The organism is Streptomyces sp. NPDC051907 (assembly GCF_040681075.1).
GTDB lineage: Bacteria > Actinomycetota > Actinomycetes > Streptomycetales > Streptomycetaceae > Streptomyces.
This window is the reverse complement of record NZ_JBFAYB010000007.1, coordinates 123357-136491: the sequence shown is the minus strand read 5'-3', so window position 1 is coordinate 136491 and position 13135 is coordinate 123357. Positions and strand designations below refer to the sequence as shown.

Sequence of the window (13135 nt, the reverse complement as noted above, 5' to 3'; positions counted from 1 at the left end):
CCTGCGGAGACTCCGTGCGGGGCCTGCAGCCACGCGCGGGACCCGCCCGGCCGACACGAGGGGCCGCGGTGGGTACCGGAAGAGCAACAGAGCGTCGGGGGACGAGCGCGAGAGTACTGTCCCTGGTGTCGGCCCTCGCGCTGACCCTCCTGGCAGGCGTGTCCTTCGTCACCGGGACGGAGCCCGCGGCGGCCGATCCGATCCAGGACTGCACCGCGGCCAAGGGCTCGATCGTCGCCGTCGACTTCGGACCGTTCGGCGGCAAGGTCGAGCGGGGCTGCGACACCACTCCCACGACCGGGTACGAGCTGCTCCACGAGGCGGGCTTCACCACCGAGGGAACCGGGCACGACGGTCCGGCCTTCATCTGCCGCATCGGCTACGGCTCGTTCGACTCCGGTACGCAGTACCCCACTCCGGACAAGGAGGACTGCGTCCTCACCCCGCAGGCCACGGCGTACTGGTCGTACTGGATCGCCTCTCCGGGGCAGTCCACGTGGACCTACAGCCCTCTCGGCGCCATGGCCCGCAAGCCGAAGCCCGGCGACGTCGACGCCTGGGTGTTCGGCGGCACCGATGTCGGCGGCAGCACCGGCAAGCCCCGCTTCTCGCCCGACGACGTGCGGGCCCGCGGAGGAGAGACGCCCGCCCCGAGCCCCACGCCGACGCCGACGCCGCCGGCGTCCAAGATCGACGTTCCCGCCGCCGCGCGCTGGATGGCGACCCGGCTCACCGACGGCGAACGCGTCGTCGACGAGGGCGCGGAGACCCCCAACTACCTGCTCACCGCCGAAGCCGCGTACGCGCTCGCCGCCGCGAACGGCAAGAGCGGCGCCCTGGACAAGGTGACGGCGTTCCTGGCCGCGCACACCGAGGCGTACGCCTACCCGTCCGGCAAGGACCAGGCCCCCGATCCGACGGCGGCGGCGCGGCTGGCCCTGCTGGCGGAGATCACCGAGGCGAACCCGCGCGCGTTCGGCGGCCACGACCTCCTCGCCGACCTCTTGGCCAACGTCTGCGACTCCGGCCCGGAGAACGGCCCCAAGCCGGGCTGCACGGCCAAGGGCGACTTCCTCAACGCCGGCTACGGCGACGGCCAGGCGCTCGCGGTCCTCGCCCTGCTGCGCGGCGGACTCCAGCCGCCCGCCGAGACGGTGACCCGTCTGACGCGGCTCCAGTGCGAGGACGGCAGCGTCACCAGCATCCTGATCCGGCCCGGCGAGAACTGCGAAGGCGACCCGATGACCACCGGTCTGGTCGCCCTGGTGCTGCACAAGGCGGGCGGGCACGCCGGCGAGGTGGCCAAGGCCCGCGCGTATCTGCACAAGACGCAGCTCGGCAACGGCTCCTACCCCGGCTACAACGGCTCCACGACCGGCAGCGTCACCGCCACCGCCCTCGCCGCACAGGCCCTGCGGGCCCTCGGCGACGCCGCCCGGTCCGACGCCGCCGTCTCATGGCTGTCCGGCCAGCAGGTCCGCGACGGCGGATTCGGCTTCGACGAAGGCGCCGCCGACTCCGTCGTGTACGCCACGTCTCCCGCCGTCCTCGCGGGCGCGGGCGTCGACCTGGTGTCGCTGAGCGTCAAGAAGCCCGAGCCGCCGCAGCCTTCCCCGAGCCCGACCACGACTGCTCCCCCGGCCACCACCGCTCCTCCGACCTCGCCGCCCGGCGAGGGACCGGACCTCGACAAGGGCGTGGCCTATCTGACGAAGCCCGCGAACCTGAAGCAGGGACGGTGGTACGACAACGGCCAGGGCCGGGGGTTCGCCGACTACGGCATGACGATCGACGGCGCCTTCGCCCTCGCGGCGACGGGCCTCGACAACGCCACGCTCCGCAATATCGTCGACTTCCTCGACAAGGGGGGCAAGGACGGCACGGGCCGCGGAGTCCACGCCTGGACGGGCGTCGGCACCAGCCATGCCGCCGGCGGCTCGATGGGCAAGACCGCGCTCCTCGCCGAGGCGGTCGGCCGCGACCCCCGGAACTTCGGCGGACAGGACCTCGTCGGGGCACTCGCCAAGGCGGTGTGCACCGCCCCGAGCAAGCCGCCGAACCGCTCCTGCCCGGCCAAGGGCGCCTATACGTACGCCCCTTCCGTCTTCGCCCAGGCCCTCGGCGTGATGGCCCAGGTACGAGCCGGCGAGAGGGACGCCGCGGCGGAGCCCATCTCCTACCTCAAGAGCCTCCAGCGGCCGTCCGGCGCCTGGCCGAGCCTCATCCCCCCGACGGGGGACTCCGACGTCGACTCCACCGCCATCGCCGCGATGACCCTCGACCTGGTCGCCGGCGACGAGGCGGACCCGGCCGTGGACAAGGCTCTCGCCTGGATCGCGAGCGAACAGCTCGGCGACGGCGGTTTCCCCGGCGCGTCCGGCAACTCGGTGAACTCGGCCGCGCTCGCCGTCCAGGGCCTGTCCCTCGACGGCGAGAAGTACAGCGCCCAGATCGCGAAGGCCCGTAAGTTCCTGGCCTCCCAGCAGAACCGGGACGGCGGCTTCAACGTCGCCAAGGGCGGGCAGCCCGGATCGGACATCCGGGCCTCCACCCAGGCCGTCGGCGGCGCCACGGGCATCTCGTTCGGCGTCCTCACCCGGAGCCTGACGGGCACCGCCCCGCAGCCGATCCCCAGCCCCTCGGGCTCGACGCCCGTCATCGTGACCCCTGGCGACTCCGGGGGCCAGTCGGCAGGCGCCGACGGCGGCCTGGCCGGCGCGGGCGGGACGGGCGGCGGCGGTGGCCTGGCCTCGACGGGCGCCCAGCTCGGCGGTCTCGCGGCGGCGGCCGCCGTCCTCGTCGGGGCCGGCTGGCGCTTCGTCGTCGTGGCCCGGCGTCGCGAGAGCGCCGGAGCCGGGCAGTGAGCCGGCAGGCGGTACGCACTCTCGCGCGCGGCGTGGCGGCGCTGGCCATGGTCGCCGCGGCCGTGTTCGGGACAGGAGGCGCAGCGGTGGCGGCCGCCCAGCCGATGGGCAGGTGCACCACGTCCTCGGGCGTGGTGCTGGCGGTGGACTTCAGCCGTTGGGGAGGCCCGGTCTACCGGTCGTGCGGCACGACTCCCACCACCGGCTACGAGCTGCTCAACCAGGGCGGCTGGCGGACCACGGGCACCGGGCACGACGGCCCGGCGTTCATCTGCCGGATCGGCTACAGCGGCCACCAGGGCGGCAGGCAGTATCCGACCGCGCAGGACGAGGACTGCGTCCTGACTCCTCCCGCCTCCGCCTACTGGTCGTACTGGCACGCCGACCCGGGCGAGGACGACTGGGAGTACAGCCAGCTCGGCGCCATGAGCTACAAGCCCAAGCCGGGCAGCGTCGACCTGTGGATCTTCGGCGGCACCGACATCGAGGGCGCCAAGGGCCGTCCGACCGTCACCCCCGACCAGCTCCGCGCGCACAACGCCAGGCCGGTCGGCGGCGGTTCCGGACAGAAGCCCACCTCGAAGCCCGCGGACGGCGGCTCCGGGAACCAAGGCGGCGCCCCCTCCGGGCGGCCGTCCGCCGAGCCGAGCACGGCATCGGCGAGCGCCTCCGCCAGCGCCAGCGCCTCGCCGAGCCCGTCGGCCACGGCCTCCGCATCGCCGTCCGCCGAGCCGTCCGCGTCCCCGGCGTCCGAGTCCGCCGTCGCGGCCCCGCCCGGCGGCGCCAAGGTCGTGGACGCGCAGCCGGCGGCGGACGCAGAGCACGAGACGGGCTCGGTGCTGCCGGTCGTCGCGACCGCGGCCTTGGTGCTGCTCATTCTGGGGGCGGCGGGCTTCGCGGCGAAGCGCCGTCGCCGTACGGAGTAGGCCGGTGGCCCGCACCGCCGTCGGCTCGGAGCCGCGGGCGTCCGAAGCAGTCGCACCGGACACCCGCGGCCGCCGGCTGCCCCGCTCGCTGCACCCTGTGGCCTGGTGGCTCTGGGCCCTTGCCCTGGCCACCGCCGTCAGCCGCACCAACAACCCGCTGCTGCTGTTCCTCGTCCTCGCCGTGCTCGGCTACGTCATCACGATGCGCCGCACCGAGGCGCCCTGGGCGCGGGGATTCAAGTACTACCTCTATCTCGCGCTCACCGTCGTGGCGATCCGCGTCGTCTTCCGTGCGGTCTTCGCCACCGGCATCACCCCGCACGACCACTTCCTCTTCGCGCTCCCCCGCATCCCCACCCCCGGCTGGTACGCGGGAATCCAGATCGGCGGCCCGGTCTCGCTGGAGGCGGTCCTGTCCGCCGCCACGGACGGGCTGCGGCTGGCCTGCATGCTGTGCTGCATCGGCGCGGCCAACACCCTCGCCAACCCCAAACGGGCCCTGCGCGTGCTGCCGGGGGCGCTGTACGAACTCGGCGTCGCGGTCACCGTGTCGCTGAGCGTCGCGCCCCAGCTGGTGCAGAGCGTCCAGCGCGTGCACAGGGCACGACGGCTGCGGGCCGGCCGCACGAAGGGTCTGCGCGCCTTGCGGGGCATCGTCGTGCCCGTCCTGGAGGACGCGCTGGAACGCTCCCTGCGGCTGGCCGCGGCCATGGACTCCCGGGGGTACGGGCGAGCCGGCTCGGCCACCGCGCGCTCCCGCAGGCTGACCGGGGCGTTCATGCTGTCGGGCATGTGCGGTCTGTGCGCCGGGGCGTACGGGCTGCTCGACGCGACCGCGCCGGCGGTCCTCGGCTTCCCGGCGCTGCTGGCGGGCTCGCTGCTGTGCGCCGCCGGGCTGCGGCTCGGCGGCCGGCGCGTCACCCGCACCGCGTACCGGCCGGATCCCTGGCTGGCCGCCGAATGGGCGGTCGCGGGCTGCGGAGTGCTGTCCGCGGTGGTGCTGTTCGCCGGGACGGGCTTCGACGCCGCCGACCTCAACCCCTCCATCTATCCGCTCAGCTGGCCGACGCTGCCCCTGGTGCCGGCCGCGGCGATCCTGCTGGCGGGCAGCGCCGGATTCCTGGCGCCGCCGCCCACACCCCACACCCCGCCCACACCCCACACCCCGCCCGAGCCTCACACTCCGCAGACACCGCGCACACCGTCCGCGCCGCGTCCGGCCGCACCGCGCACCGAGGAAGCCACGTGATCACCTTCGACCAGGTCAGCGTCGTCTACGACGGCGCCGACGAGCCCGTGCTGCGCGAAGTGGACCTGACCGTCGACGAGGGAGAGCTGGCGCTCGTCGTGGGCCACACGGGCGTCGGCAAGTCCACCCTGCTGGGGGCGGTGAACGGCCTCGTACCGCACTTCACCGGCGGCACGCTCTTCGGCCGCGTCACCGTCGACGGCCGCGACACGGCGGATCATCCGCCCCGGGAGCTCGCCGACGTGGTGGGAGTGGTGGGCCAGGACCCGCTGGACGGGTTCGTCACCGACACGGTGGAGGAGGAACTCGCCTACGCCATGGAGCAGTTGGCCGTGGCGCCCTCGGTGATGCGCAAGCGGGTGGAGGAGACCCGACCTGCTCGGGCTCGCCGAGCTACGCCATCGCGCCTTGCACGAGCTGTCCGGCGGACAGCAGCAGCGCGTCGCCATCGGCTCCGTGCTCACCGCGCATCCCCGCGTCCTGGTGCTCGACGAGCCGACCTCCGCACTCGACCCGACGGCCGCCGAGGAGGTACTGGCCGCGGTGACCCGCCTGGTGCACGACCTCGGGGTCACGGTGCTCCTCGCCGAGCACCGGCTGGAGCGCGTCGTCCAGTACGCCGACCGCGTCGTCCACCTGCCCGGCGACGGCAGAGTCGTCTCAGGGCCACCCTCCGAGATCTTCCGCACCTCGTCCATCGCCCCGCCCATCGTGGAGCTCGGCCGCACCGCCGGCTGGGAGCCCCTGCCGCTGTCGATCCGCGACGCGCGCCGAGCGGCGCCCCCGCTGCGCTCGAGGCTCCGCGGTGCCGCGGCGCCCGCGGTCCGCCGGCCGGCCGCGGGAGGGCGCCCGCGGCTGCTCAGCGGGCGGGGAGTCACCGTGGCGTATCACGGCGTGCCCGCGGTACGAGCGGTCGACGTGGACCTGCGGGGCGGGGAGGTGACCGCGCTGATGGGACGCAACGGCTCGGGCAAGTCCTCGCTGCTGTGGGCGCTCCAGGGCTCGGGGACGCGCCAGGCCGGCAAGGTGCACGTCACACCCTCCGCCGGCGGGGAGGCCGCGGACCCGCGCAAGCTGTCGGCGGGCGACGCCCGGCGGCTCGTCGGGCTCGTGCCGCAGACCCCGACGGATCTGCTCTACCTGGAGAGCGTCAAGCAGGAGCTCGCCCAGGCCGACACCGAGTCCGCGACGGGCGGCGGTCCCACCGCACGGGAGATCCTCGACCGGCTCGCCCCCGGCATCGACGACGGCGCCCACCCGCGCGACCTCTCCGAGGGGCAGAAGCTGGCCCTGGTGCTCGCCGTCCAGCTCTGCGCGGCTCCGGAGGTCCTCCTGCTCGACGAGCCCACCCGAGGCCTCGACTACCAGGCCAAGACCCAGCTGATCAAGATCGTCGACGCGCTCGCGGCCGAGGGCCGGGCGGTCGTCGTCTCCACCCACGACGTGGAGTTCGTCGCGCGGGCGGCGGACCGGGTCGTCGTCATGGCGGAGGGCGACGTCGTCGCGGACGGTCCGACAGCCGAGGTCGTCGTCGCCTCCCCGGTCTTCGCCCCCCAGGTGGCGAAGATACTCGCGCCACTGCCCTATCTGACGCCCGGCCAGGTCGCGAGCGTGCTGGCGGACGGCGTGCCCGAGGGAGTCGAAGGCGAGGGCGGGTCATGAAGGACCTCGGCCGCCTCGACCGGGCCACGGCCGTGCGCATCACTCCGCGCGCCGGTGTGGTGATCGCGATGGCCGCGTTCCTCGGCGTCGTCGCGTTCTTCTGGCCGTTCGTCGTGGCCCCGGGCACGTTCGGCTCGAACTTCGCACCCCCGCTGATCTTCGGCGTCCTGCTCGTCCTCGTCCTGTGCGTGGTCGTCTCGGAGATAGCCGAGGGCGGCATCAGCTCCAAGGCGCTGGCGATGCTCGGCGTGCTCTCCGCCGTCAACGCCGCCCTGCGCCCGCTCGGCGCGGGCACCGCCGGCATCGAGACCGTCTTCTTCATCCTCGTGCTGGCCGGCCGCGTCTACGGCCCGGGCTTCGGCTTCACCCTCGGCTGCACCTCGCTCTTCGCCTCCGCCCTGATCACCGGGGGCGTCGGCCCCTGGATGCCGTACCAGATGTTCGGCTGCGCCTTCGTCGGCATGCTCGCCGGGCTCCTCCCGCGGGCCTCGGGCCGCCGCGAGGTTCTGATGCTCGCGATCTACGGCTCGCTGTCCGGGTACCTGTTCGGCTTCCTGCTGAATCTGTCGTTCTGGCCGTTCGCGGTGGACCCCAGCAGCTCCATCGCCTACCTGCCGGGGCTGCCCTTCACCGAGCAGTGGCAGCGCTATATCGCCTTCGATCTCGCGACGTCGCTGGGCTGGGACACGGGTCGGGCGGTCACCAACTTCGTCTGCATCACGCTGGCCGGCCCAGCCGTCCTGACGACGTTCCGCCGGGCGGCGCGCAAGGCCCGCTTCCAGGCGCCGGTGCGGTTCGCGGACAGGCCGAAACCGCGCGGCGAGTGAGCGCGGGGCCCGGCGGCGGGCCGGGGCAACCTCTTGACCTCTGTGGCCCAGGCCACTACTTTGCGTGAGACGTCGACCCATATCTACCGGCAAGGAGGCGACCAGCAGATGAACACCAGCTCTGATCTCGGTCGCCTCGCCCAGTGCACCGCCTGGGTTCCGGGTCGGATCGCGCACGGCGTCTGAGCACGCCGTTTCTGATGTGCCCATAGCGGCACACTCCGGGTTTCCCGTCACCACTCTCTCGGCACATCGCTGTCGCGCATCCGTGCCGTTCTGCGCCCGCTCCTCGCACGTGGCGCGTCTGAACACAGAAAGCTGCCTGAACATTGGCGAACATGATGAATCGACCGTTCACGCACCGAAACGAAGGCCTGTCATGACAGAGGCGCGGATCACGGTCAACGGGAAAGAAGCACCGATCTCACCGGCCGCACCCCACACCACAGCGCTGGACTTCCTGCGCGAGCGCGGTCTCACCGGCACCAAGGAGGGCTGCGCCGAAGGCGAGTGCGGCGCCTGCTCGGTCCTGGTGGCCCGTCCCGGGGTGAACAAGCCCACCGACTGGGTTGCGGTCAACGCCTGCCTGGTCCCGGCCGCGGCGCTCGACGGCCAGGAGATCATCACCTCCGAGGGCCTCGCCACCGCCGGCGCACCCGGCACACCGCCCTCCCTGCACCCGGTGCAGGAGGAGATGGCGGTCCGCGGCGGCTCCCAGTGCGGCTACTGCACCCCGGGATTCATCTGCAGCATGGCCGCCGAGTACTACCGGCCGGGCCGCTGCGCCCCCGAGAGCTCGGCCGACAGCGCGGACCCGGCCGAAGGCGCCTGCGCCGACGCCGAGCACGGTCCGAACGGATTCGATCTGCACGCGCTGAGCGGAAACCTGTGCCGCTGCACCGGCTACCGCCCGATTCGCGACGCCGCGTTCGCCGTCGGCGCGCCCGCCGAGCAGGACCCGCTGGCGCAGCGCCGCGAACAGGCGCCGCCCGCACCGGTCGCCACCGTGTACGCCCAGGACGAGTACACCTTCCTGCGCAAGAACACCCTGGCCGAGACGCTCCAGCTGCTCCGTGAGCGGCCCGACGCGGTGCTGGTCGCCGGCTCCACCGACTGGGGCGTCGAGGTGAACATCCGCTCCCGCCGGGCTGACTGCGTGGTCGCCATCGACCGGCTGCCCGAGCTGCGGGAACTGCGCGTCGAATCCGACTGCGTCGAGATCGGGGCGGCGCTGACGCTCACCGAGATCGAGCGCCGGCTCGACGGCGACGTCCCGCTGCTCGCGGAGCTCTTCCCGCAGTTCGCCTCGCGGCTCATCCGCAACGGCGCGACCCTCGGCGGCAACCTGGGCACCGGCTCGCCCATCGGCGACAGCCCGCCGGTGCTGCTCGCGCTCGAGGCGTCGGTGGTGCTCGCCGACGCCGACGGCGAGCGCGTGGTCCCGCTGGCGGACTACTTCACCGGCTACCGGCAGAGCGTGCGCCGTCCCGGAGAGCTGATCCGCGCGGTGCGCGTCCCGCTGCCGCTGTCGCCCGTCACGGCCTTCCACAAGATCGCCAAGCGGCGCTTCGACGACATCTCCAGCGTGGCGGTCGCCTTCGCGCTCGACATCGAGGACGGCGTGGTCCGCAAGGCGCGCATCGGCCTCGGCGGCGTGGCCGCCACCCCGATCCGCTCCCTGGCCACCGAGGCGGCCCTGGAGGGCAGGCCCTGGTCGGCCCAGACCGTCGAGGCAGCGGCCCGGGTGCTGCGAGGCGAGGGCACGCCGATGAGCGATCACCGCGCCAGCGCCCTCTATCGTTCCGCGATGCTCGGCCAGAGCCTGCTGAAGCTGCACGCACAGACCACCGAGGCGGTGTCGTCATGAGTCATCTGTCCGAGCTCCCCGAGAAGCCCGTAGTCGGCGTCTCCCTGCCGCACGAGAGCGCCGTCCTGCACGTCACCGGCGCCGCGCTCTACACCGACGACCTGGTCCAGCGCACCAAGGACGTGCTGCACGCCTACCCGGTCCAGGTCATGAAGGCCCGCGGCCGGATCACCGCGCTGCGCACCGAGCCCGCGCTCGCCGTGCCCGGCGTGGTCCGTGTGCTGACCGGCGCCGACGTGCCCGGCGTCAACGACGCCGGCATGAAGCACGACGAGCCGCTGTTCCCCGACGAGGTCATGTTCTTCGGCCACGCGGTCGCCTGGGTGCTCGGCGAGAGCCTGGAGGCGGCCCGGCTCGGCGCGGCGGCCGTGGAGGTGGAGCTCGAGGAGCTGCCCTCCGTGGTCACGCTGCAGGACGCGATGGCGGCCGAGAGCTACCACGGCGCGCGGCCCCTCATGGTGCACGGCGACGTCGACGCGGGCTTCGCCGACTCCGCGCATGTGTTCACCGGCGAGTTCCAGTTCGCCGGTCAGGAGCACTTCTATCTCGAGACGCACGCGGCGCTGGCCCTGATCGACGAGAACGAGCAGGTGTTCATCCAGAGCAGCACCCAGCACCCTTCGGAGACGCAGGAGATCGTCTCGCATGTGCTGGGCGTGCCCAGCCACGAGGTGACGGTGCAGTGCCTGCGGATGGGCGGCGGCTTCGGCGGCAAGGAGATGCAGCCGCACGGATTCGCGGCCGTCGCCGCGCTCGGCGCCAAGCTGACCGGTCGCCCGGTCCGGTTCAGGCTCAACCGGACGCAGGATCTGACCATGTCCGGCAAGCGGCACGGGTTCCACGCCACGTGGAAGATCGGGTTCGACGAGGACGGCCGTATCCAGGCCTTGGACGCCGCTCTGGTCGCGGACGGCGGCTGGAGCCTGGACCTCTCCGAGCCGGTGCTGGCCCGAGCGCTGTGCCACATCGACAACACCTACTGGCTTCCCAACGCGCGCGTCGCCGGTCGCATCGCCAAGACCAACACGGTCTCCAACACCGCCTTCCGCGGCTTCGGCGGACCGCAGGGCATGCTGGTGATCGAGGACATCCTGGGCCGCTGTGCGCCGCTGCTGGGCCTGGACCCCATGGAGCTGCGCGAGCGCAACTTCTACCAGCCGGGCCAGGGCCAGACCACGCCGTACGGACAGCTGGTCACCCAGCCCGAGCGGATCTCCAGGGTCTGGGAGCAGGTGCGGGACGACGCCGCACTCGCCGATCGCCGGCGCGATATCGCCGCCTTCAACGCCGCGCACCCGAACACCAAGCGGGCGCTCGCGATCACCGGCATCAAGTTCGGCATCTCGTTCAACCTCACCGCCTTCAACCAGGGCGGGGCGCTGGTGCTGATCTACAAGGACGGCTCGGTCCTGATCAACCACGGCGGCACCGAGATGGGCCAGGGCCTGCACACCAAGATGATGCAGGTGGCCGCGACCACGCTGGGCATCCCGCTGCGCAAGGTGCGCCTCGCCCCGACGCGTACCGACAAGGTGCCCAACACCTCTGCCACCGCCGCCAGTTCCGGTGCGGACCTCAACGGCGGGGCGATCAAGAACGCCTGTGAGCAGCTGCGCGGGCGGCTGCTGCAGGTGGCCGCCTCCCAGCTGGGTTCGAACGCCTCGGACGTCCGCATCGTCGAGGGCGTCGCGCGGGCGCTGGGCGCCGACGAGGAGCTGGCCTGGGACGACCTGGTGCGCACCGCGTACTTCCAGCGCGTTCAGCTGTCGGCCTCCGGCTACTACCGGACCGAGGGGCTGCACTGGGACGCGAAGTCGTTCCGGGGCACGCCGTTCAAGTACTTCGCCTACGGCGCCGCGGCGACCGAGGTGGAGGTCGACGGGTTCACCGGCGCGTACCGCATCCGGCGGGTCGACATCGTGCACGACGTCGGCGAGAGCCTCTCCCCGATGATCGACATCGGTCAGGTCGAGGGCGGCTTCGTGCAGGGCGCGGGCTGGCTGACGCTCGAGGACCTGCGCTGGGACACCGGCGACGGGCCGAGCCGCGGCCGGCTGCAGACGCAGGCCGCGAGCACCTACAAGCTGCCGAGCTTCTCGGAGATGCCCGAGGAGTTCAACGTCACGCTACTGGAGAACGCCACCGAAGAGGGCGCGGTCTACGGGTCCAAGGCGGTGGGCGAGCCTCCGCTGATGCTGGCGTTCTCGGTGCGCGAGGCGTTGCGGCAGGCCGCCGCCGCGTTCGGGCCGAGCGGGATCAGCGTCGATCTGGCCTCGCCCGCGACGCCGGAGGCGGTGTACTGGGCGATCGAGGCGGCCCGCCGGGGCGAGGGCTCGCCGAGCGGTCTGGTCCGCGACGGCTCCGCCGCGGGCGGTCACACCGGAGACGGTCACGCCGGAGACGGGTCGGCGCCCCACGGCGAGATCCGGGCCGACGCAGAAGCGTTGAGCAGTGCCTGACATGACATGGATCGCCGCGGTCGCACGGTTGCGAGCACGCCGGGAGTCCGGCGTGCTGGTGACCGTCGCGACCGTGCGCGGCCATGCCCCGCGCGACGCCGGCGCGAAGCTCGTCGTGGGGCAGACGAAGACATGGGGCTCGATCGGCGGCGGCAATGTCGAGGCCGTCGCGATCGACCGGTCCCGGGAGATGATCGCCGCGGGCAAGGCGGAGCCGGAGCTGATCGATTTCGCCCTCAACGACAAGGTGACCAACCAGCACGGCGTGCAGTGCTGCGGCGGCACGGTCTCGGTGCTCCTCGAACCGCTGCCGGTGGTACGGGCGGTGGCGGTCTTCGGCGTCGGGCACGTCGGGCTGGAGCTGGCGCGCATCCTGGCCCGTCAGGACCTCGACCTCCATCTGATCGACAGCCGCTCCGACATGCTCGCCGAGGAGCGGCTCGACGTGCTGGCGGACGCGGTGGCGCAGGTGCACGTACATCACACGCCGCTGCTGCCGGAGGAGGTGCTGGAGAAGCTGCCGCGCGGCGCCCACGTCCTGATCATGACCCACGACCATGCCGAGGACGCGGCTCTGTGCGACGCCGCACTGCGCACCGCCCATCTCGGCTCCATCGGGCTGATCGGGTCGGCGGCGAAGTGGGTGCGGTTCCGCAAACGCCTCTCCACCGAGGGCGGTCACGACGACGCCACGATCGATCGGATCAAGACTCCGATCGGGCTGGTCGACGTCACCGGCAAGGAGCCCGCGACCATCGCCGTGAGCGTCGCCGCCGATCTGCTGCGCACCTTCGAATCCGAGGGAGACTGACTCTCGGACCGGCTCTCCGACCGGCTCTGCGACCGGCTCTGCGACCGGGATCGGCAGGGGGCGCCCCGCGCTCGTGCGAGCGCACCTGTACGGGGCGCCCTCTCGGCTGTCTTCGGCCAGAAGTGGCCGATAAGCATTGATCATGTGCCCTATGCGTTTGTTAGGGTCTCTTTACAGCCGGTTTGACCAACCAGTTTGCTGCGGCAGGGGGCCTTTGGCTCCGTCTGTTGCGCGCGCGGCAGTTCAGCGGGTTCCGGGGGGAACTGATCACTGATGAACTCTCACTTGCTCGCACACCTTCACGCCTTCCTTCGGCGGCGCCGCGCCGCCCTGGCGGTTGACTTCGCCTTGCGTGCATGACGCTCTCGCGCGACCGGCGTCGGCCGGCTCACCAGGCCTGACGTGGCCTGACACTTCATCCGAGGCCGTTCCCCGCCGTCTGCCGCGGCGGGCCGGGCCTCACTCGACCG

The 13135-nt window shown here is 72.7% G+C and carries 7 protein-coding genes and 1 pseudogene; all 8 read left to right on the top strand.

The annotated features are described in order from the left end of the window. Window positions 1–116: 116 nt before the first annotated feature. The 8 genes and pseudogenes from AB0M39_RS07285 to xdhC all read left to right on the top strand — a co-directional run bounded on the left by AB0M39_RS07285 (window position 117) and on the right by xdhC (window position 12665). Window positions 117–2864, top strand: coding sequence for a prenyltransferase/squalene oxidase repeat-containing protein (locus AB0M39_RS07285; protein WP_365361200.1), 2748 nt, complete (start codon window positions 117–119; stop codon window positions 2862–2864). A 47-nt stretch (window positions 2865–2911) separates the two neighbouring features. Then, the gene (locus AB0M39_RS07280; RefSeq protein WP_365361198.1) at window positions 2912–3790 is read left to right on the top strand and encodes a hypothetical protein; all 879 of its coding nucleotides are present in this window, start codon (window positions 2912–2914) and stop codon (window positions 3788–3790) included. Window positions 3791–3794: 4 nt separating this feature from the next. Beyond that, window positions 3795–5039: an energy-coupling factor transporter transmembrane component T gene (locus AB0M39_RS07275; RefSeq protein ID WP_365361103.1), complete on the top strand. Its 1245-nt coding sequence runs from the start codon at window positions 3795–3797 to the stop codon at window positions 5037–5039. Continuing rightward, window positions 5036–6701, top strand: a pseudogene (locus tag AB0M39_RS07270) (ATP-binding cassette domain-containing protein). The gene AB0M39_RS07275 and the pseudogene AB0M39_RS07270 overlap by 4 nt, the downstream one beginning before the upstream one ends. Continuing rightward, entirely contained in the window at window positions 6698–7528 is an 831-nt protein-coding gene (locus tag AB0M39_RS07265) for an ECF transporter S component (protein WP_365361101.1), read from the top strand. The pseudogene AB0M39_RS07270 and the gene AB0M39_RS07265 overlap by 4 nt, the downstream one beginning before the upstream one ends. Before the next feature lie 379 nt (window positions 7529–7907). Next, complete coding sequence (locus AB0M39_RS07260) at window positions 7908–9395, top strand: FAD binding domain-containing protein (RefSeq protein WP_365361099.1); 1488 nt, start codon at window positions 7908–7910, stop codon at window positions 9393–9395. After that, the gene (gene xdhB, locus AB0M39_RS07255; RefSeq protein ID WP_365361097.1) at window positions 9392–11854 is read left to right on the top strand and encodes a xanthine dehydrogenase molybdopterin binding subunit; all 2463 of its coding nucleotides are present in this window, start codon (window positions 9392–9394) and stop codon (window positions 11852–11854) included. The genes AB0M39_RS07260 and xdhB overlap by 4 nt, the downstream gene beginning before the upstream one ends. A gap of 1 nt (window position 11855) precedes the next feature. Beyond that, window positions 11856–12665: a xanthine dehydrogenase accessory protein XdhC gene (gene xdhC, locus AB0M39_RS07250; RefSeq protein WP_365361095.1), complete on the top strand. Its 810-nt coding sequence runs from the start codon at window positions 11856–11858 to the stop codon at window positions 12663–12665. Window positions 12666–13135: the final 470 nt, after the last annotated feature.

Bases quoted from the DNA above. Each gene is read 5' to 3' on its own strand.
- AB0M39_RS07280 (WP_365361198.1), top strand. From the start codon at position 2,912: ATGGTCGCCGCGGCCGTGTTCGGGACAGGAGGCGCAGCGGTGGCGGCC.
- AB0M39_RS07265 (WP_365361101.1), top strand. From the start codon at position 6,698: ATGAAGGACCTCGGCCGCCTCGACCGGGCCACGGCCGTGCGCATCACT.
- AB0M39_RS07260 (WP_365361099.1), top strand. From the start codon at position 7,908: ATGACAGAGGCGCGGATCACGGTCAACGGGAAAGAAGCACCGATCTCA.
- xdhB (WP_365361097.1), top strand. From the start codon at position 9,392: ATGAGTCATCTGTCCGAGCTCCCCGAGAAGCCCGTAGTCGGCGTCTCC.
- xdhC (WP_365361095.1), top strand. From the start codon at position 11,856: ATGACATGGATCGCCGCGGTCGCACGGTTGCGAGCACGCCGGGAGTCC.